Genomic DNA, 21,466 nt, shown 5'->3' on the forward strand with positions numbered 1-21,466 from the left:
GTACTACTGGGTTGCAATGCTGGGAGTATTCCTTTTTAACCTTGCTTTTATTTTTACCAACTCGTACCAGATTACGGATATAAAACCTATTCCAATGCAGATGGCCAACTGAGAAAAACTAAGGGACTTAAACCCAAAGAAACTACTCAAAGAAGGTACAAAGAGTATCAATCCAGTGATGGCTACTGTGATGGAGATGATGAGCAGAACTAAGTTGTTTTTGTATCTCAAAGTGGATAAAATGGAATAGTAAAAAGATCGATTTACCAGTGTTAAAAAGATGTTTGCGGCTATTAACACAGTAAACACCATGGTTCTGGTGAGTGCTTCGTCAAATGACATATAAACGGAATATTGATAGACTGCCAAAGTACCTACTGTAATTGCCAATCCTTGAATAATACTTGTCGTAAGTTCTTTCCAACTAAAGAAAGTAGTAGTGAAGGGTCGTGGTTTTTGAGACATGGTATTTTTTTCCATCGGCTCATTTTCAAATATAATAGAGCAGGTGGGGCCCATGATTAATTCTAAAAATATGATGTGCACTGGAGAAAGAATATTCGGATATATCCATCCTAAAGCCAGTGGAATAAAAACCGTGAGGATAATCGGAATGTGAATAGATATAACGTATTGAATTGCTTTTTTTAGATTGGTATAGATTTTCCTACCCATGGCCACAGCATTCACCATTTTTGATAAATCGTCTTCTATTAATATGAGTGAAGCTGCTTGTTTGGCAATTTCTGTCCCTTTATTCCCCATGGCAATGCCGATGTGCGCTGCCTTCAAAGCTGGCCCATCATTTACGCCATCACCTGTCATGGCTACAATCTGATTATTGGTTTTCAAGGCATTGATAATCCTTAGTTTTGCTTCGGGAAACATTCGACAAAACACATTGGTATTCATTACGCTTTCTTGCAATTCTTTGTCCGTAAGCTTCATCAGTTCATCACCAGTAATGCTTTGTTCAAAGCCCCTAAATGCAACTTTCTCTGCAATGGCGGTGGTGGTGGCCGCATTGTCACCAGTAATGATCTTTACTGAAATTCCAGCTTTGTAAAAGTCTTCAAATACTTTATTGATGTTCTTTTTTGGAGGGTCATAAAAGGCCACAATTCCTTTAAAGCTGAACCTGAACTCCTGTTGGGTTTTGGGGTAATTATTCCCTGCAAAATCACTTTGGCCCACCCCTAATACTCTGTAACCTTCGCTGGTAATGGCTTGAATGGCTTTTTCAATTTGACTCTTTTCATCTGCTGTCAAATTAGATACGGCCATTAATGCTTCTGGAGCTCCTTTGGCCGCTACAATTCTTTTGCCCGAGCTGTTTTCAAAAATATGGGTCATCATAGGTGGCTTTCCACCTAATGGGTATTCATGAACTAACTTAAAGTTTGGACGATCATCTTCTTCATGTAGGTCTTCGTATGCATGGTGCAATGATACTTCCATGGCGTCAAAGGGAATAGGCTCGCTCGCCCACATCGCTATTTTAATTAATGCTTTTTCATCCTCATTGGCATCTTCAGGAGCCAAGATTCTTTGTGAATTCAGCGTGAATACCTTTGCCAAACTCATTTTATTTTCGGTAATGGTCCCCGTTTTGTCGGTGCAGATGACAGTAGCACTGCCTAATGTTTCAACCGTTTTCATCTGCTTTACCACAATCCCCATTCTCATCAGTCGCCAAGCACCAATGGCCATAAAGGTGGTAAAGGCCATTGGAATCTCTTCTGGTAAAATACTCATGGCTAATGTTAGGGCTTTCAGTAGGCTGTCTAGTAAGTCGTAGGAAAGAAAGTAATTGATGGCCCACACCACCATAAAAACGATTGCTCCGGCAATAACCATTGTTTTCACAAAATTCGTTATCTGCAATTCCAGAGGAGTTTTTTCTTCTTTTATGCTTTCTAGGCTTTTGCCTATTTTACCTAATTTGGTATCGTTGCCAATGTTGGTAATGGTAGCAATGGCTAAACCGCTGGCCACTGTTGTTCCTTTAAAAATCAGGTTGTCAGCTTTGTCTTTGTCTTTGAAAACGGACAGCGATTCTCCAGTAAGGATGGATTCATTGACAGAGAAATCATTGGAGTGAACGATGATTCCATCAGCCGTAATCGAAGTTCCTTCTTCTACCATCAAACTATCGCCCACCACCAGGTCTTCGCTTTCAATTTCTATTATTTCTCCATTTCTGATGACTTTACAATGGGGTTGCGAGAGCTTCTTTAGCTTTTGTAATGCATTTCTACTTCTTGAATCCTGAAATAGAGAAATCACGGAAACTAGAATGATGGCAGAGGCAAGAAATATCGCATCACCAGTTTTTCCACTAATCAAATAAATGAGGGATGCCGTAAATAGGAGGGCAACCATGGGTTCTTTCACCAATTTTTTAATGGCATCCACTACATTGTTTTCTTGTTTGTATTCCAATGTATTCTCCCCAAAATTCTTCCTGGCTTGGCTTACCTCCTCAGCTGTCAATCCATTAATGTTGAAATTGTTTGATGGCATTGTGAAGGATTAGTTAAGTAATATGGGATAGTTGTTAGGGTTGCTGCTTACGTTGTGTAATGAAGCAAAAAGAGCCATTATATTCTAATGCTCAAATGTAAATGTTTCTTTGTAAACTGAATACTGACAGTTAATAACATGCATTGTAGTGTTGTTGATTTCGGGCACTAATTAAAATTCAACTTCTTTGACAAAGCTTTAAAAAAAGAACCCCGACATGAGAATGTCGGGGCTTGGGTAGTGGACTTAACACTTCACACACTTATTCACTACCCTTTGCTTACAGTTGGGCTACTTTAATTTTGAATTTCTTTTAATAAAAATAATCAATCATTTGTCAGGCTGATTCCTGATGACAAAGGAAGGGTTGCCTCTATACTTGACCCTTTCCCCAATTCAGACTTTATTTGAAAATTACCAGCAAGGGACTCGACTCTTCCTTTTATAGACTGTAGACCATAGCTGGTTTTATTTATAATTGTTATGGGATCAAAACCTATCCCGTCATCAACAATTTTAAGACTGACAGATACTTCATTCTTCATTAGATGATACTGCACACTGGATGCCTTAGCATACTTAATGATATTATTGGTTCCTTCTTGAGCTATGCGGTACAACAAAACCTCGAGGTTAATGGGTAGTTTTTGATCACCAATATTCTCAACAAAATCATAGTGAACATTGAGATTGCTGTTTTTGCTTATTAAATCGTTAATAGCAAAGACAATTCCTTCTTCTTCAATTTGAACGGGGACAATTGTATGTGCAAGGTTACGTGTTTGATTTATTGCTTCTTTTAAATAGGTAACCGCTTCTGTAAAGCGACTAGTGTATTTCGCCTCATGAATTTTTGATATGTTATTTTTGATAAACTCAAAACGCATGTAAGAAGCCAAAATTGTTTGTTGTAAGCCTTCATGAAGTGTACTGGAAATCCTTTTTCGTTCACGGTTTTCAACTAAATAGGTATTAAGCTGTAGCTTCTCCTGTAATTTTCTATTTTCTGTAATGTCGATGGCAAGTACAACTCTGGCCTTTTCACCATTAAAGTCAATGTTATTACTTCTTTCATCTACTATAATTTTGTCTCCATTCTTCTTAAGATGAACAGTTTGGCGCAACACTTTTGACGTTTCATTGGTATGGTAATTAGAAGGTTGATGGTCAGGAATTATATCAGGAATAGACATTTCCAAAAGTTCATCCTTACTATAGCCATATAATTCAACAGCTGCGTTGTTCACATGGAGAAACTTTAAGCTTTCCGTATCGCATACCCACATGGGCTGTGGACTTAATTTGAATAAGTCAAAATATCTTCTTTGTGAGTCTTTAAGTTGATTGAGATACCCGTTTCGCTCTATGGCGTAGATAATACTTTTATATAGAATGGTTGGGCTCAGGCTGTCTTTAAGTAAATAGTCAGAGGCACCGAGGGATAAACATTTCTTGCCGAAATCTAAATTGGAATAACCTGTTAGTACGATTACTAGTGCATTCTTGGAAATTCTAATAATTTCTTCAACGAGCGCTTCACCTGAAGAGTCTGGCAGAGATAAGTCGAGAAGAATAACATCGAAACGGTATTTTTCATTGAGTAGAAACTCACGCGACTGAGCATAATTTTCAGCCACTTCAAGCTTGGGTATGGCTATCTCCTCTTCCAAATAATCAGAAATCAACACTACATCCCCGGGGTTATCCTCTACGATAAGAATTGAATATTTCTTATTATCTTTTTGCATGCTGCTTCTCGCTTATGTCATTTATTTTTCTGTCTTGCAAAATCTCACATCCAGTTCTTGGAGTAGAAATCAATTATGTTAATTACGCAGACAGTGTTGTTAGCTGCAACCAAAACTCCTCAATCTTTAGTATGGCTTCTAAAAACTCGTTGATTTCGAGTGGCTTTTTAACATAGCTGTTGCAGTGATTTTCATAGGCATCATCTAGGTCTTTTTGACTGGATGATGTGGTGAGCATAATTACTGGAATTTTTTTGAGCATGGAGTCTGCTTTGATTAGCTTCAAAACCTCATGACCATTGAATATGGGTAAATTAATATCTAAAAGAATAAGGTCGGGCTTTTTGGCATTGACATATTCTCCTCTTTTAAACAGAAAATCGAGTGCTTCTTGACCATTTTTAGCAATGCTTATTTGTGTCTTTACTTTACATGTTTCAAAAGCTTCTTGAGTGAGTAAAATGTCTCCTTCATTGTCTTCTACCAATAGTATGTGAGCAAGATTATTTTTATTATTTTCCATGTTATTTAGTTTTGGGAATTGTGAAATAAAACACAGAGCCTTCTCCGTTTACAGATTCTAACCAAATACGGCCTCCTAGAAATTCAACGTGCCTTTTTGCAATAGAAAGACCAATGCCTGTTCCTGAATACTTATCCTTATTATGTAGTCTTTGAAAAATAATGAATATTTTTTCATAGAACTGTGGCTCAATTCCTATCCCATTGTCTTTAATTGAAAACTTCCATTCTGAATCTTTTTCGATGGCCTTAATCTCAATTATTGGTGGGGTATCTTCTTTGGAATACTTGAGCGCATTATCTATTAGACAATGCAGAATTTGCGTAATCGCTGCTTTATAGGTGTTGAGTGTCGGCAGTTTATTAGATTTTATTTTGGCAGATTTTTCTGTAATTAGTTGTCTTCTCAGCTGCTTAAAGTCAGATAGAACAGCATTCATATCTACTTCCTCTATACCTTCACTCGGTCTAGTTGCTCTTGAATACTCTAATAGGTCAAGGATAATTTGTTTCATTCTTTTTGCACCATCTGTTGCAAAATGAATATACTGATGTCCCTTTTCGTCAAGTTGATCTCCATATTTTAATTGCAGAAGATCCATAAAGCTAGAAACCATCCTCAGGGGTTCTTGAAGGTCATGAGATGCCACAAAAGCAAACTGCTCCAGTTCTTCGTTTGAGCGTTCGAGTTCAAGCGTATATTGCTTTAGTGATTTATTAAGCTCACTTAATTGCAGCTCCATATGTTTTTGCTCAGTAATATCAGTCATAGCACCCACCATTCGAGTAGCCTTCCCTGCAATATTTCTAATAATTATGCCTTGGTCTATAACATATAGTAAGTTTCTATCTTCGTTAAATAACCTGTATTCTTGTTTCCATCGAGTGCATAAAGGGTCAGCGATTGCTACTTCGATACTTTTTTGAATTTGGTCTAAGTCATCAGGATGAAAACTATCTTTCCAGAAGCTCTCTCTATTCAAAAATTTTGAGGCTTGTTTACCAAAAAAATTCTCAATGGCATCAGAGCGATAAAAGGTATTGTTCTTAATATCCCAATCCCAAATTACATCCTTTGTTGCCTCGGTTACTTTTTCGAATCGTTCGTTTGCTTGGAGAATGCTTTCCTCTGCTTTTTTGCGTTCTGTAATGTCCAGTATTACTGCTAGAAATCTTTTATTGTCATCTTCTGCTACTAGTTGTAAGTGGACTTCTACTGGGTAAAGGCTTTCGTCTTTTCGTTTGTGATTAGTGAAAAATACAATTTTGTCCCTTTCATTGCTCAATAGGGGAGTAAGAAGTTCCTTAAAGGAAGATTTTGTGTGATCAGGCTTTAAATCTAGGGGGGTCAAAGCTTTTATTTCTTGTTCTGAATAACCCAGATTAAGCAGCGCACCTTTGTTGACGTAGCTAAATAGTAGCGTGTTTGCATCGAATATGTAAATTTCATTCAGGCTGCTTTCTAGTGTAGTTTGTAGCCTCTTGCGCTCATGTTCTGATTTCTTTTTTGCTGTAATATCTTTAAAATAGATGGAAAGTCCCTCTAAACTAGGATACACCGAAACGTCAAACCATTTGTTTTGTGTTTGATAATATTCTTCAAAGTAAATTACCTCACCGGTACTCATGGCTTTGTGGTATTCACGATAGAAATCTGAATCAATAGCATCTGCAAAAACCTCCCAAAGGTGTTTTTCGACAATTTCCTCCCGCTTCAAGCCCAATAAGGATTCGGCCTCTTTGTTCCAATAGGTAACTGTCCATTCGGTATCCACTGCAAAGAATGCATCACCTATGCTTTCTAAAATTATGTTTTTTTCATTGAATGCTTTTTTAAGGTTTTCATTTGCTATTTTTTGCTGGTGAATATCTTGATAACTACCGTAAATTTTGGTGACCTTGTTATTTACAATCTCACTTTTACCAATGGCCCGACTCCATCGCTCATTTCCTTTAGCCGTGAGCAGAAGTATCTCTTCATCAAACTCAGTCCCCTCGTTAATTAAAAGGTCTAATGCTTTTCGTATTCGTTCTTTACTTTCTCCGATATGAAATTCTATGCCACCAGTTAGTGTAGGGTTGTAGTCACTATTCACTTCGACTATTTCACGTAACATTGGAGACCAGTACATGTTATCGTCCTTTTGGTTGATTAAATCCATCTCCCAACTGCCTATTCTGGCAATTTGGGCAGTTTGATTTAGTAACTCCTCGTTTTGAGCCTCTTGAGTGATATCAAGTATAATTGAGTTGAATAAAATAGTGCCATCTGTTAAGAAACTCGGGGTTCCTTTACCCAAATGTATGCGAAGTTCGCCTGAAGGCATCACATAATTAAACCTACATGTCCATTTTGCTTTAAATGCTATAGCATCAGAGATACTCTTTTGAACTTTTTCAAACTCACCTCCAGCTTTAATGCCATCCCAAACCAATTGATTGTTTTGAATTACTTCTTCTTTAGAAAAGCCCCAAACTGATTCTGACCCTTCTGATACATGTTTTGAATTGTCGGTTCCATCTGGATAAATGAGATACTGAAATATTACACCAGGTAAGTTGCTTGCCAAGAATTGAAGCCTAATTTCGGATTGTTTGCGGTCGTCTATATCTTGAAAACTGCCATAAACTCTTGTACATACACCATTTATATATTCTGCTTTCGCGGTGGTACGCACCCAAACTTCTTTCTTACTACAATTGACTATGACAGCTTCAATAGAATATGGTTCCTGAGTTATAATACATTTCTCGAAACTTGATCGAGCCAAATCGCGAAAATCCTCTCTATAAAAATTTATGGAGAGTTCCACATTTGGTACAAATGAATGTGGGTCTGTACCATAGATTTGGTGAATTTCGTCTGACCAAAAGACAGTGTTATTTACTAAATTAACTTCCCAACTTCCAATTTTAGCCAACTTGCCAACCTCACGATTTAATTCTCTTAGGTTCTTTTCTTTTGTAATGTCTTTGGCAACGGCATAAACTATCTCCTGGTCGGGTGTTGAAGTTGCAGTCCAGCTTAGCCAAATTATTTCACCTTGTTTTGTAACATAACGATTTTCAAAATCTCGTAAGTTTTCACCCTTATAGAGCTTTGTTTGAGTGTCAAGTGTCAATGGCCGATCGTGCTCATATAAAAATGAACTGATAGGTCTTGAGCGTATTTCCTCTAAGGAATAGCCTAGCAATGCTAAGCCAGCTGGATTGATCCGTTTGATATAACCATCAAAGCCTGCCATGCAAATCAAATCTGGTGTAAAATCAAAAATTTGTGCTAGTTCTATCTCAATTTTCTTTCGACTCAGTTCACTACCAATCGTTGATTCTAGTTTTTTAAATAACTCAATATATTGAACTAGGGCTGGTTTGGTTTTTATAGTCCCTAGTAAAAGTACACCGATCACCTCATCTTTATGTATCAAAGGCACTCCAATCATCACTTGAATGCCAGCTTTCTTAGCCGCCAATTTTCTTTGTGAAAGCCATTCCCCTTCAATATTTCCCCAAATCTCTATCGATTTGTTTTCCCAAACATTACCTGGTAGCCCTTCTCCTAGGCTACAAGAAGCTACCTGCTTGGTTGCCTTGTGAAATAGATTTCCGGCTTTGCCTTTAGCGTAATTAGCTACACGATTAATACTTTTAGTGTCAATAGCAGGCAACCATACTTCTGCGAGGTCAAAATCACCGAACTTCGTAATATGTTCGCAAAGATTTGATAGGCATGAGCTCAAGTTATTGTCGATGCTTTGGTGGAAAATATTACTTATGGTATTGATGAGGTCTTTTTCTAGCTCTCTGTTTTTTTGTTCAGTTACATCTCTTTCAATAGCAACCATGTGTGTGTGCCAGCCTTTTTCGTTGGCCACGGGTGTCACGGTAAAATTTATCCAGAATTCTTCTCCACTCTTTTTGTAGTTGATGGTGGTTACTTCATAGGGTTCCCCATTTCTAAGTGCACGGCCTAGTTTGGCCAGCTCTTCTTTATTAGAATTAGGACCTTGCAGTATTCTTGGCGATTTACCGATGATTTCTTTCGCTTCATAGCCTGTCATCTTAGTAAAAGCTTCATTAACATAAATGATTTTGGGCCCGGGTGCGTCTAATCGTTCCGCTTCGGTTATTAAAACGGCATCCTTTGTATTTGTAATAACGCTTTCAAGTAATTTGAGCCTTTCTTGCTCCTCTACCTGCTCCGTGATGTCCCTGAAATTATCCACAATACCCATAACAGCAGGATCATGAAGCAAATTGGTGATTACGGGTTCAATCCATCGCCAAGAACCATTCTTATGCTTTACTCGCGAAGTATAACCTTTCATAGGAACTCCGGGATGTTGCATGCAGAGCAACAAAGCATTTTCCGCACTAGGTAAATCTTCAGGATGAACTAATTCACTAAAGTCCATTTCCATTAATTCAGTTGGAGAATAGCCAAGAATTTTTTTAATCGACCCCGATACATAGGTGGTATTACCTTCTGGTGAGATAATAATGATGCAATCCATGCTATTCTCAACCAAGGACTCGAATCTTTTTTGACTTAGTTGAGTTTCTTGTTCTTGCTCAATTTTCTCTTTGCCATCTCTGGCAACAGAGTAATGCAACCTGGTACTTTTATCCCACCTTGACGACCACAAATTATAAGCAATGCCTCCATCCTTTTTCCTATAGCGATTCGAGAAAGATCGGGTGTCTTGTCCACTAAGAATAGTCTCTGCAACTTCAAGAGTTTTGGCTAAATCTTCTTCCAAAACAAAATCTAGGTAACTTTTGCCTATTAGCTCTTCAGGTGAATATCCCCAAAGCTGCTCAGCAGCAGCACTTACATATACAAAATCTCCTTTTTCATTAATGGTGCAAAAAACATCTAAGGAGGAATCGATCAATTGCTTCGCTTCAGATCTTTGCTTGATGTTTTGAGAAATTTCTTTGGATTGGCATGCAATAGCGAAAAATTTACCATCGTCTCCCGTTAACGGTTCGAAAGTAACTTGACGGTATTTAGTTTCATTTGATTTTTGATCATGGAAATGTTCTTCTATTTCAAAATACTCTCCTTTAAATGCCCTCTTGTAATAAGTGGTCCATTTTTTAATATCACTTTTACTATCGCCTTCAAAAAATATTGACTCGTTAATCTTCTTTTGCTTTCCTGTTATTTCATACACGAAATCTAGGTATGCTTTATTTGCATATATTAACTGTAAGTCAAGGTTAATCACCCAAATATGACCTTTGCTTTGGTTTAAAAAGAGATTTGATAAATGAGGTTGCTTCATGATCAGCGTTGATTTTTTAGCATGTTGGTTGAAACAAAAAGCAATAAAAAGTTAATTTTTGAAGACTATAAAACCCAGTTAAGTGAGCCTTGATTAAAACATTCATTGTTTTTTAATCACTTTAATTCTTAATAAAAGTGCTTAAATGAATATTATTTTTTGCAGAATATTCTTGTTTTTCTATAAGGTATGAGACTAAAAACCTTCAGGAAGAAAGTATTAACTTTTCTATTCGCTCATCGTCCCATCTTACAATTAAGTACATCAAAATTGATGGGCTTTCCTAGCCATGAAGATATATATGATAAATAAAATATTATTAATGTACAACTGTTGGTAGTAAACTGCCGATCAATCAGATTGTTAGTGAAGTAACGCAATAATCACAAAACTATCGCTAAAAGCCATCCTGATCCAGTAGATTTTCGGGGGGCTTGCATCGTCTACTTCTACATAGTTACTGTGCTTTAATGATGCTATTTTATTGTGGGGTAGTTGATGGTATTCGCCATACAACACACAAGGGCTGGACATATATCATATAAGTTGACTATCTTCCTTTTTCAACTTTAAGTCTATGATCAAGAAACTACTTTTTACAGCACTCATTTTTTGCTTTGCCGTATCCTGCGGCTCCCCAGCATCTTACGATATCATTATTGAAAACGGAACAGTCTATGATGGCAGTACCAACGAAGCACAAGTCACCGATATCGGAATTAACGGAGATCAAATCGTGGAAATTGGCGATTTGAGCAAGGCCAAAGCCTCCAAACGTATTGATGCTACGGACATGGCGGTTTCGCCCGGTTTTATCGATATGCACGCCCATGTAGAAGCCATTATGCGTTTGCCTACTGCCGAAAGTGCCATTAAACAAGGAGTAACCACCGTTTTGGGTGGTCCCGATGGTCGTGGTCCTTCGTCTATGAAGGATTACTTGGACAGTTTAGAAGGCTATGATTTGGGGGTAAACGCTGCTTATTTGGTGGGGCATAACTCCATCCGCAGGGCTGTGATGCAAACTGAAAACCGCGAGCCTACAGCAGAAGAACTTGAAGAAATGAAAGCCAGAGTTCAAGAGGCCATGGACAATGGTGCTTTTGGTATTTCCACCGGGCTTAAGTATGTGCCTGGCTCTTTTTCTAAGGTCGATGAAGTGATTGCGCTGTCTAAAGTGGCAGGCGAAGCAGGAGGAATCTATACTTCGCATTTGAGAGAAGAGGGTTTAGGCTTGCTCGATGCCGTGCAAGAAGCGATTATGATTAGTAGGGAAGCTGATATCCCCGTGATTCTTACCCACCATAAAGCCATTGGCCGACCGATGTGGGGCGCCAGTGTAAAAACTTTAGCCATGATTGACTCTGCTCGAAGCATTGGCTTAGATATTATGGCAGATCAATATCCTTATACTGCCAGTTCCACTGGGATTTCGGTGCTTATTCCCACTTGGGCCATGGCAGGGGGAACTTCCGCCTTAAAGAAAAGGCTAGAAGACCCAAAAATGAAAGAGAAGATTATTGAAGAAATTATGTTCAATATTGAGTTTGATAGAGGTGGCGCACAGTTGGATGTGGTGCAGTTTGCTTCTTTCGGCTATAAACCAGAACTGAATGGTAAAACCTTAAAGGACTGGGCGATTGAGCGAGGGTTAGAACCCACTTTTAGAAACGGTGCTGAATTGGTGATTGAAGCACAATTGAACGGTGGAGCTTCTTGCGTTTTCCATGCCATTAATGAAGAAGATGTAAAACGCATTATGCAGCATCCAATGGTGATGGTAGCTTCAGATGGTGCTTTGTTAGAACCTGGAGTTGGACATCCGCACCCAAGAGGCTACGGAACATTTCCACGGGTTTTAGGCTACTATGTTAGAGAACAAGGCGTGATTGATCTACAAACCGCTTTGCGTAAAATGACCTCCATGCCAGCCGATAGATTAGGACTTACAGACCGTGGTTATATCAAAGAAGGCATGAAAGCCGATATCACTGTTTTTAACCCCAAAACAGTAATTGACAAAGGCACTTTTGAAGATCCTCATCATTACCCTGAAGGCATTGACTACGTAATAGTGAATGGGAAACTCACCATCGTTAAAGGCGAATTGACCAACGAAAGGGCAGGGCGAGTACTCAGAAAAAATCAGTAGACTATGAAACAATTTCAAACTTCCATGTGGCGTAAATCAGCTTGGATGCTATTGGCGCTTTTTCTTTGGGTAAGTGTTTCTGCCCAAAGCCTTCAAGAACAAGCTGATTTAAAGCTAAAGGCTTTTGTAGAAGCTACTCAAGTTCCGGGATTAAGTATTTCCATTTCCCAAAAAGGGCAATTGGTATTCTCTAAAGGCTATGGCTATTCCGACCTAGAGAATAAAACGCCTGTCGACCCCTCCAAAACCAAGTTTAGAATTGGAAGTGTTTCCAAAACCCTGACAGCGGCTGGTTTGGCCTTGCTTTACCAGGATGGTAAAGTGGATTTGGATGTGCCTATTCAAAAGTACGTTCCTGTTTGGCCAGAAAAGAAATATGAGATTACCTTAAGGCAATTGGGTGGTCATATGGCTGGAATTCGTCACTATAAAGGCAATGAATTTTTAAGTACAAAGAACTATCCTTCCGTTACCGATGGCTTGGTCATTTTTATGAATGATCCATTGATCAACAAGCCCGGCACTACTTATTCTTATTCAAGTTATGGCTGGAACCTGATTTCGGCTGCCATGGAAACCGCCAATGCGGGTGAGTTCTCTTTTCAAACCTCTGATTTTCTCCAATACATGCAACAGCAGGTGTTTGATAAATTAGAAATGAACAATACGGTGGCCGAATATGCCGATCGCAAAACAGCCAACCTTACTAAGTTCTATCAATTTAAAGAGGGAAAGGTTGTGGCCGCGCCTTATGTAGACAATAGCTACAAATGGGCTGGGGGAGGTTTTGTGGGGACTACAGAAGACCTCTGTGTTTTCGGTCAGGCCCATATGACGGCTGGGTTTCTGAAACAAGAAGCGCTTGACGAGTTTATGACTTCGCAGAAAACTGACGATGGGAAATCGACCAATTACGGAATCGGCTGGTTTACCTATGCGCGTAAAAGTGGCAATACATTCTATGGACACAGTGGTGGTTCAGTAGGAGGAATTACTTATTTCCTGATTCACAAGGCAACCCAAACCGTATTGGCCATCACCGGCAATATGGATCCGCTCAACTACAATGGTTTACAGTTCGAACTCATGGAAATGTTTGTGGAGGGGAAGTAAAGGTGTTTTTGTACTTAGGTTTTGGATGTGTTTAATATTTTTTTCAGACTAGTTTTTTCACTTAACTCCTTTTTTGAGAGGTTTCTTTGAGTATAGTTCATTCCTTTTAAAAATGCATCCCTAAGGTCTTTGGAACTGAACTTGCGAATAGAATGTAGGCCGATGATGCAATCACGATAATTTGGTAAAAAACCTTGGAGTTCCAAGACAGCGAGAATGGTGATTGTGTTATAGAAATGAATATGTGAAAACTTTTCTGAAAGGTTTTTTAAAGCTCTTTTTTCATCCATAAGGATAAATCGTATTCCTCTGTGCTGTGATTGAGATATCACTTCAGCTTCACCTGCATCAATAGTTTTTTCATTTATTAATTCTTTATAAATAATATGATCTAAGGATGTGCAGTGCCTATAAAAACCTTGATTAATTTCGATTCGACCAAGAATTTGATGTCGAGCGTTATTCTCTGGCCGATTTTCCTTAGGGGTAAACTCTTTAATTATTTCTTTTGGTAATAGAATATGATCGAACAGAATTCGGATTTTGTTTAATAGATCAACTTCCTTGAGAAGAGTACAGTAAACTAGAAAGGAAGTGTCAACTATTGCAACAGGCCGACTCATTAGTCCTCATTAATAATTGAACCTAAAGCCCATAGTCCTAATCCAATACCAAGAAGTGCAAGAAGACCATTTTGCTGTTCTTTCTTCTCTTTACTCTTTTCCTCAACGTTGATAACAGCAATTATTTTTTTGATTACCAGATCAACGGTTTCATTATGAGGATTAAAAGTGATATGGGTTAATTTATTGGAGTTAGGTGAACTAGTGATGTCTGATCCTTTAGGGTCGTAAAGGACAATGATTTTTGAAGGGTCTTTGAAATGTTGAAATGCTATTTCGATTTCCTGCTCAACAATTTTTGAGAGGTGATGTGAGGTAGCAAATATTAGAAAATAATCAGACTCTTGAATTCGATTTATAGTCTCTCTATCTACTACTGATTTATGATTAAACCTATCTGGAAGTAGGGTGTGAAACCCGTTTACAGCACCAATTGTCTGTAATCTCACAGCGAGTGTTTCTTCCTGTTGAACACCACTGTTATATGATATAAATATAGTAGGTCTCATTTATAATGCTTTTAGTGCTCTCTTTTAACGACACGGTTCTTATGCAAGTTATAAATAGTAAATAAAAATACGCAGGCTTAACAATTATATGAGTTTAAAAATTGCATGTTGATTGATTTTTTGCCTTGTATTGAACGGTAATATTACTCGTTTTTACTGAAATGATATTCTTGGTTAGTATCTATTCCCTCGGAATATCATCATCTGGATCATGGTCGTGTGGGCCAACGCCAGGTGGATTGAATAAACCCCAACGGTCAATGATGTAATCCCAAGGATCAAAGGCGGCTACCCAATCGATAAACAACAGACGGTATTCTTCGATCAAACCCCTTACCATATCAAAATAATGAGCCTCCTTAAAATCGAACATTTCCAACGCATGATTCTGAACCATTAAATCTCTGGCAGATTTGCGGATAATTGCTGCGGCTTCCATTTTTAAATCGTAAAGTCCCAAGCCAGAAGAAGCGCCTGCAACTTTCACACTCAACATCATGGCATCTTGAATCATAAATTGCTTGGTATGCTGAAGTCTTGGATCATCATCGGGAATCAAGTCAGCGATTTTCATCACCAGCTCAAAAATCTCCTTTCCCTTTCTGTAAAGCGGCAAACTTGCTGGGTCAATATGCTTTTCTTCACTCATATAATCTGGCTTTGGAAACCTCAAGGTATGGAACTTCTAAATAACCTTCAATGCTAAGCCATAATCGAAGGAGTGTGTAACATTCGTTACCAACTGCCATCTAGTGTCCACCTACCTTTGATCCAAATAAGGACAAAGCGTAATGAATAAAAAGGTTTTAATACTTCTCATAGCGGGTCAACTGCTGGCTTTTACAGCCAAAAGTCAAGACACACGACTTATATCAAAAGATGATCTGGTACAACGTGTACTTCAGAATAATCTTCAATCAAAAATTGCCGAGCAACAAACGGCCATGGCAAAGGGAGACCTGAATCAGTCGAAAGCACTGTTTCTACCTTCCGTTTCTGCTACACAAACTTCGATGATGACCAACAATCCGCTGATGGCTTTCGGTTCTAAACTGAATCAAGAAAGGCTTACCGCTGCGGATTTCGACCCAAACCGTTTGAATGATCCAGATCGGATCGAAAACTATTCGGTAGAGGTGCAGGTATTGCAGCCGCTTCTCAATTTGGATGGTGTTTATCAGCGACAAGCAGCTCAAATTCAGGTTGAAGCTTACGAATTACAAGCTGCTCGTATTCAAGAACACATGGAAATGGAAGCCATCAGAGCTTATATGCAATTGCAATTGGCTTATGAGGCGGTATCGGTTTTAGAACGCGCAAAGCATACTGCCGACCAAGGGCTTAAGCTGATGAACGACTACTTCGATCAGGGCATGGCAAAGAGGGCAGATGTCTTGGATGTGGCCGTTAGACAAATTGAAGTTGAAAACCAATTGCGATACGCCAAAAGCAACATTAGAAATGCTTCCGATGGACTGGCAACTCTGCTAGGAACTGATATTGACGGAACAGTATACAAACCGCAATCTACTATTTCTAACCGTCTACAAACCGAAGACTTTTCCAACCTTTTATCGCAAGACAGAAAGGATTTGATAGCCATGAACAAGGCGCTTTTAGGGCATGAGAAAATGCTCAAGTCCAACAAAATGAGCGCAATGCCTAGAGTCAATGCTTTTGGAAATTACCAAGTGTACGACAATAACGCTTTTGGTTTTGGTGCCGATGGCTATTTGGTAGGCTTACAGATTTCATGGAATATTTTCGATGGCAACAAGAATGTAGGCAAAATTCAGAAAGCCCAAGCAATGGTAGAAAAAGCCACAATCGAAAAAGAAAATTACACACAACAGGCCCAGTTCGAACTGAACAAAACGAACCGTCAATTGGCTGATGCGGAAAACAAGGTGGAGCTATCACAAAAAGCCTTTGAGCAGAAAGCCGAAGCCTACCGAATCAGAAAAGACCGATTTATGGAAGGCTTAGAAAAAACTGCCGACTTGTTGATGGCCGAAACTCAAATGTTTCAGAAAGAACTGGAACACCTACAAGCCCTATTTGAATACAACTTAACGAAAGAATACTTAAGGTTTTTAACTAGATAAACGATGAAAACATACCAATATATACTTCTAACATTTGCTGCATTCCTAACGGTTGGCTGTGGCACAACGGAACAAAAAGAAATCACTGAACTTCCTTCAGTGCCTGTAAAAGTAACGCAAGTAAGCGCTACTGAAGCGGCAGGTTATATAGCCGCCAGTGGAAAAATTGAGGCAGGTCAAAATGCAAACCTAAGCACCCGAATGATGGGGAATGTGACTAAGGTTCATGTAAAAGTGGGTGATAAAGTAAACAAAGGACAAACGCTCATTAACATTAGTAATGCCGATTTGATCGCCCAAAAGGCACAAGTAGAGGCTTCTATTATTCAGGCTAAAAGTGGTTTAAAGAATGCAGAAACAGACTTTCAACGGTTTAAATCATTGTTTGAAAAAGGAAGTGCTTCTCAGAAGGAATTGGACGACATGACGACCCGATTTGAAATGGCGAAAGCCAATGTGGATGCTGCTGAACAAATGAAAAAAGGAGTGGAGGCACAATTTGCTTACTCCAATATCAAAGCGCCTTTCTCTGGGGTTGTGGTCAACTCATTTATCAAGGAAGGTATGATGGCCAATCCAGGGATGCCACTTATTGCTTTGGAAGATGCTAAGAACTATCAAGTGGTGGCTTCTATTTCAGAATCTGACATTTCAAACATTACGGAAGACACAAAAGCGATGGTTTATGTGAAGTCCATTGAGAAAGAATTTGAAGGAAATATCATTGAGTTGAGCCCTTCGGCACAAAATACGGGTGGTCAATACTTGGTGAAAATTGCTATCAAAGAAGCTGACAAAGCATTGCGTTCGGGCATGTTCGTGAATGTGAAATTCGCAACAAACTCACAGGAAACTGAAACCTCCCAAATCATGCTGCCAACCAGCGCATTGATCAAGAAAGGGCAATTGACTGGGGTTTATGTAGTGACGGATGACAAAATCGCTATTCTAAGGTGGTTAAGATTGGGAAGAACCTATAACGATAAGGTAGAGGTGATTTCTGGACTTGGAGAAAACGAGCGCTTTATTCTAAGCCACGAAGGCAAGCTGTACAAAGGAGCAAAAGTTACTTTTTAAGGCTTTTAAACCCGATTGAAAACAATTTAACGAGACAGAAATGCAAGAAGGAATTTCAGGAAAAATAGCCAATCTATTCATCAACTCTAAGCTGACCGTATTGCTTATGGTGGCGTTGATGATCATTGGTGTATATAGTTCGTTTCTTATTCCGCGTGAAGAAGAACCGCAAATAATCGTACCGATGGCCGATATTATGATTGGCTATCCAGGGGCAAATCCAACGGAAATTGAAAATCGTGTGGTGAGGCCTTTGGAGAAAATAATCTCGAATATCAAAGGTGTAGAGCACATTCACAGTATGTCGATGAATGGCCAAGCGGTACTCATCGTTCAGTTTTATGTGGGTGAAGACGTAGAGCGGTCATACGTTAAGCTATACGATGAACTCTCAAAACATAATGACATGTTTCCCGAAGGCGTTTATCCGCCTGTGGTGAAAACAAGGTCGATTGATGACGTGCCGATGTTGGGCGTTACACTTTGGAGCCAAAGTTATACCGATTTCCAACTCAGACAATTGGCAGAAGAACTGACTACTGAGATTGAAAAAGTAAGTGATGTAGCCATTACCAAAGTAATTGGCGGAAGAACCAGACAGCTTAAAGTTGTGCTGGACAAAGATAAGATGGCTGAAAATGGCGTAGATCCGATGGGGATTATGCAGATTATTCAGGCCAGCAACAGCAGTTCCCAGTCGGGCAAGTTTGTTCAAAGCGATCAAGAATTTCTGATTACAACGGGTAAGTTCCTTTCTTCTGTAGAAGAGGTGGAGCGGTTGGTAGTAGGGGTGAATAAAAACTTACCCGTTTATTTAAGTCAGGTGGCCAAAATTGTAGATGGGCCATCGGCTTCTAGTAATTATGTGTCGTTTGGTTATGGCAAGGCAAACGAAGAATATGCTTCATTTCCTTCAGAATACCCTGCGGTTACCATTTCTGTAGCCAAAGTAAAAGGTGCTGATGCCATGAAAGTGGCAGATAAAATCCTGACGCAAGTAGAAGGTTTGAAGAAGAACTTGATTCCGAACGATGTTGAAGTAACCATCACCAGAAACTATGGCGAAACCGCTTCGCACAAAGTAGGAGAGTTGCTCTTGCATTTGGGGGTGGCCATTATAGCCGTAACGGTTTTGGTGATGCTAGCCATGGGCTGGAGAGGCGGATTAGTGGTATTCTTGTCTGTTCCGCTCACTTTTGCCCTTACGCTTTTCAGCTATTACATGCTTGGTTATACGCTTAACCGAATCACGCTTTTTGCTTTGGTTTTTGTGGTGGGTATTGTGGTAGATGATAGTATTATTATTGCTGAAAACATGCACAGGCACTTTAAAGCAAAGAAACTACCTTTCAAACAAGCTGCTATTTACGCCATCAACGAAGTAGGTAACCCTACTATTTTGGCCACATTTACAGTGATTGCCGCGATTTTGCCAATGGCATTTGTATCAGGGATGATGGGGCCTTATATGAGCCCAATGCCGATAGGAGCATCTATTGCCATGATCCTTTCATTGTTCATTGCCTTAACCATTACTCCTTACTTAGGCTATCTTTTTCTTCGTGTAAAGGAAAGTGGAGATCATAAAGAGGAAAAGCCATACGAAACGACTTTCATTTATAGAGCCTATAAATCTATAGAGTTTCCTTTTCTGGAGAGTAAAACTAAAAGATGGGTGCTTTTGAGTGGTACTTTGGTATTGCTACTCGGCTCAATGTTTATGTTCTACAACCAGTCGGTAGTGGTTAAAATGCTGCCTTTCGATAATAAGAATGAGTTTCAGGTGGTAGTAGATATGCCAGAAGGAACCACCTTAGAGCGTACAGCTGCGGTAACTCAGGAAATCGCTCAGTATTTATCCAATGTGCCCGAAGTGGTGAGCTATCAGAACTACGTAGGCAGTTCGGCACCGATTACCTTTAATGGTTTGGTGAGGCATTATGATTTACGTGGAGGAAGTAATCAGGCTGATATTCAAGTAAACCTGTTGCACAAGGCTGACCGTGATTTGTCTAGCCATGACCTTACAAAAATGTTACGTGCCGATATTCAGGCCATAGCTGCTAAACATAACGCGAACGTTAAAATGGTGGAAGTGCCACCTGGCCCGCCCGTACTTTCAACTTTGGTGACGGAGATTTATGGTCCTGATTATAAAGAACAAATTAAGCTGGCTGCCCAGGTAAAAGACTTACTGTCGAATACACAAGATGTGGTAGATGTAGACTGGAATGTGGAAGCAGGTCAAACAGAATACAGATTTGAGGTAGATAGTGAAAAGGCCATGATGCACGGGGTTGTTCCTCAGCAAGTGGTGGGAAGCATCACTTACCTTATGCAAGAATATCCTGTGTCTAATTTCTATGACCCAGATGCCAATAACCCTGTCGGTATTGTACTTGCCTTAGATGATAAAGATAAATCTAGTCTGCAAGACATTCAGGGACTTAAAATCAAAGGACAGCAAGGTAACCTAGTTACCGTGGGCGATTTAGTAACCATAACACAAGACACCCTTCAGGCCACAATTTATCACAAGGATCAGAAGCGTGTGGTGTACGTTTTGGCCGATATGGCTGGAGATTTGGAAAGTCCGGCATACGCTATTTTGGGCATGACCGAGCAGATTCAAAACTTGACTGTGCCGAAAGGCTACTCTGTGAACGAAATGTACATGGGTCAACCCGAAGATGAGTCGGATTATACGGTGAAATGGGACGGGGAATGGCAAATCACCATGGAGGTTTTTAGAGACTTAGGAACTGCCTTTTTGGTCGTGATTGTAATCATTTACATGCTGATTGTAGGCTGGTTCCAGAACTTTAAAACGCCAATTGTAATGATGATTGCCATACCGCTTTCGCTGGTGGGAATTGTATTAGGTCACTGGATCCTCGGGGCGTTCTTTACTGCGACTTCCTTTATAGGCATGATTGCTTTGGCTGGAATTATGGTAAGAAATTCGGTGCTGCTGATCGATTTTATTGAGATCAGATTAAACGAAGGCGCTTCGATTAAGCAGGCCATTGTAGATGCAGGTGCAGTGCGTACCAAACCTATTTTGCTCACCACTGGTGCAGTAGTGATTGGTGCATCTATCATTCTATTCGATCCTATATTTCAGGGACTTGCCATTTCATTAGTGGCGGGGGCTATTGTTTCTACTTTGCTTACCCTCATTGTTGTTCCGCTCATTTACTATATGACCGAACGAAAAAAGTGGGAGAATAAATCATCAAACCATTAATCAGACGATCATGGAATTATTAATAATCACAGCAGCAAGGGCCTTTCAAAAAGACATTAAAAGTCTGCTAAAAAAGGCAGGAGTTAAAACCTTCTCCTATATGGATGTAACAGGTTATAAAGACCAGGAAGGTGAATCCATGTCTTCTAATTGGTTTGCTTCAAGCATAGGCGAACGCCAGTCTGTTTTGTTCTATGCCTTTGTGCCAATGCTCACCGTAGACGATGTAATGTTGCAGATTAGAAATCTGAATGAAAGCCAAGAATCAGAGTCGAAAATTCATGTGGCGGTAATGGACATTAAGAGAATGAATAACATTTAAAAAGAATATAATGGTAACAAGAGTAAAACATGCTATAGCCGGTGCTTTCATTTTAGTCAGCATATTATTGTCAATTTATGTGAATCAAAATTGGTTGTGGTTTACCGCTTTTGTGGGCGCTAATTTGCTTCAATCATCATTTACCAATTGGTGTTTGATGGATATTATCCTGAAGAAGTTTGGTTTAAGAGACTCGGCAAAATCCTGTTGCTAAAAACGGCAAGTTTAATTGATTAC

General features: G+C 39.4%; 14 protein-coding genes. 7 read left to right on the plus strand and 7 right to left on the minus strand.

The genetic code is table 11. The features are described from left to right. Positions 1-3: 3 nt before the first annotated feature. The 4 genes from VOI17_RS03455 to VOI17_RS03470 form a co-directional block, all read right to left on the minus strand. Complete coding sequence (locus tag VOI17_RS03455; RefSeq protein ID WP_323755846.1) at positions 4-2,523, minus strand: cation-translocating P-type ATPase; 2,520 nt, start codon at positions 2,521-2,523, stop codon at positions 4-6. A gap of 326 nt (positions 2,524-2,849) precedes the next feature. Then, a complete protein-coding gene (locus tag VOI17_RS03460; protein WP_323755847.1) occupies positions 2,850-4,271 on the minus strand; it encodes a response regulator in 1,422 nt (473 codons plus the stop codon). A gap of 82 nt (positions 4,272-4,353) precedes the next feature. Beyond that, a complete protein-coding gene (locus VOI17_RS03465; RefSeq protein ID WP_323755848.1) occupies positions 4,354-4,794 on the minus strand; it encodes a response regulator in 441 nt (146 codons plus the stop codon). A gap of 1 nt (position 4,795) precedes the next feature. After that, positions 4,796-10,081: a PAS domain S-box protein gene (locus tag VOI17_RS03470; protein ID WP_323755849.1), complete on the minus strand. Its 5,286-nt coding sequence runs from the start codon at positions 10,079-10,081 to the stop codon at positions 4,796-4,798. Between the two features lie 577 nt (positions 10,082-10,658). On the opposite strand from VOI17_RS03470, the gene VOI17_RS03475 reads away from it, so the two are divergent. Together VOI17_RS03475 and VOI17_RS03480 are read left to right on the plus strand one after the other, a co-directional pair. Then, on the plus strand, positions 10,659-12,233 hold the full coding sequence (locus VOI17_RS03475; protein WP_323755850.1) for a D-aminoacylase: 1,575 nt from the start codon (positions 10,659-10,661) through the stop codon (positions 12,231-12,233). 3 nt (positions 12,234-12,236) lie between these two features. After that, positions 12,237-13,346: a serine hydrolase domain-containing protein gene (locus tag VOI17_RS03480; protein WP_323755851.1), complete on the plus strand. Its 1,110-nt coding sequence runs from the start codon at positions 12,237-12,239 to the stop codon at positions 13,344-13,346. 14 nt (positions 13,347-13,360) lie between these two features. On the opposite strand, the gene VOI17_RS03485 is transcribed toward VOI17_RS03480, so the two are convergent. The 3 genes from VOI17_RS03485 to VOI17_RS03495 form a co-directional block, all read right to left on the minus strand. Beyond that, positions 13,361-13,969 (minus strand): hypothetical protein, encoded by a 609-nt coding sequence (locus VOI17_RS03485; RefSeq protein ID WP_323755852.1) that lies wholly within the window; start codon positions 13,967-13,969, stop codon positions 13,361-13,363. Next, entirely contained in the window at positions 13,969-14,478 is a 510-nt protein-coding gene (locus VOI17_RS03490; RefSeq protein ID WP_323755853.1) for a hypothetical protein, read from the minus strand. Before VOI17_RS03490 ends, VOI17_RS03485 begins: the two co-directional genes overlap by 1 nt. Before the next feature lie 181 nt (positions 14,479-14,659). Then, complete coding sequence (locus tag VOI17_RS03495) at positions 14,660-15,127, minus strand: hypothetical protein (RefSeq protein ID WP_323755854.1); 468 nt, start codon at positions 15,125-15,127, stop codon at positions 14,660-14,662. A gap of 142 nt (positions 15,128-15,269) precedes the next feature. On the opposite strand from VOI17_RS03495, the gene VOI17_RS03500 reads away from it, so the two are divergent. From VOI17_RS03500 to VOI17_RS17990, 5 genes are read left to right on the plus strand one after another with little or no spacing between them, the layout of a single operon-like run. Further along, positions 15,270-16,583: a TolC family protein gene (locus VOI17_RS03500; RefSeq protein ID WP_323755855.1), complete on the plus strand. Its 1,314-nt coding sequence runs from the start codon at positions 15,270-15,272 to the stop codon at positions 16,581-16,583. 3 nt (positions 16,584-16,586) lie between these two features. Beyond that, positions 16,587-17,660, plus strand: coding sequence for an efflux RND transporter periplasmic adaptor subunit (locus VOI17_RS03505; protein WP_323755856.1), 1,074 nt, complete (start codon positions 16,587-16,589; stop codon positions 17,658-17,660). Positions 17,661-17,700: 40 nt separating this feature from the next. Next, positions 17,701-20,907, plus strand: coding sequence for an efflux RND transporter permease subunit (locus tag VOI17_RS03510; protein WP_323755857.1), 3,207 nt, complete (start codon positions 17,701-17,703; stop codon positions 20,905-20,907). Between the two features lie 10 nt (positions 20,908-20,917). Further along, positions 20,918-21,229: a hypothetical protein gene (locus VOI17_RS03515; protein ID WP_323755858.1), complete on the plus strand. Its 312-nt coding sequence runs from the start codon at positions 20,918-20,920 to the stop codon at positions 21,227-21,229. Between the two features lie 10 nt (positions 21,230-21,239). Continuing rightward, a complete protein-coding gene (locus tag VOI17_RS17990) occupies positions 21,240-21,443 on the plus strand; it encodes a DUF2892 domain-containing protein (protein WP_416376043.1) in 204 nt (67 codons plus the stop codon). Positions 21,444-21,466: the final 23 nt, after the last annotated feature.

Source organism: Roseivirga sp. (assembly GCF_034669765.1).
Taxonomy (GTDB): domain Bacteria; phylum Bacteroidota; class Bacteroidia; order Cytophagales; family Cyclobacteriaceae; genus Roseivirga.

Bases quoted from the DNA above. Each gene is read 5' to 3' on its own strand.
- VOI17_RS03495 (WP_323755854.1), bottom strand. From the start codon at position 15,127: ATGAGTGAAGAAAAGCATATTGACCCAGCAAGTTTGCCGCTTTACAGA.
- VOI17_RS03505 (WP_323755856.1), top strand. From the start codon at position 16,587: ATGAAAACATACCAATATATACTTCTAACATTTGCTGCATTCCTAACG.
- VOI17_RS03470 (WP_323755849.1), bottom strand. From the start codon at position 10,081: ATGAAGCAACCTCATTTATCAAATCTCTTTTTAAACCAAAGCAAAGGT.
- VOI17_RS03485 (WP_323755852.1), bottom strand. From the start codon at position 13,969: ATGAGTCGGCCTGTTGCAATAGTTGACACTTCCTTTCTAGTTTACTGT.
- VOI17_RS03480 (WP_323755851.1), top strand. From the start codon at position 12,237: ATGAAACAATTTCAAACTTCCATGTGGCGTAAATCAGCTTGGATGCTA.
- VOI17_RS03510 (WP_323755857.1), top strand. From the start codon at position 17,701: ATGCAAGAAGGAATTTCAGGAAAAATAGCCAATCTATTCATCAACTCT.
- VOI17_RS03460 (WP_323755847.1), bottom strand. From the start codon at position 4,271: ATGCAAAAAGATAATAAGAAATATTCAATTCTTATCGTAGAGGATAAC.
- VOI17_RS03475 (WP_323755850.1), top strand. From the start codon at position 10,659: ATGATCAAGAAACTACTTTTTACAGCACTCATTTTTTGCTTTGCCGTA.
- VOI17_RS03500 (WP_323755855.1), top strand. From the start codon at position 15,270: ATGAATAAAAAGGTTTTAATACTTCTCATAGCGGGTCAACTGCTGGCT.
- VOI17_RS03515 (WP_323755858.1), top strand. From the start codon at position 20,918: ATGGAATTATTAATAATCACAGCAGCAAGGGCCTTTCAAAAAGACATT.
- VOI17_RS03490 (WP_323755853.1), bottom strand. From the start codon at position 14,478: ATGAGACCTACTATATTTATATCATATAACAGTGGTGTTCAACAGGAA.
- VOI17_RS03465 (WP_323755848.1), bottom strand. From the start codon at position 4,794: ATGGAAAATAATAAAAATAATCTTGCTCACATACTATTGGTAGAAGAC.
- VOI17_RS03455 (WP_323755846.1), bottom strand. From the start codon at position 2,523: ATGCCATCAAACAATTTCAACATTAATGGATTGACAGCTGAGGAGGTA.
- VOI17_RS17990 (WP_416376043.1), top strand. From the start codon at position 21,240: ATGGTAACAAGAGTAAAACATGCTATAGCCGGTGCTTTCATTTTAGTC.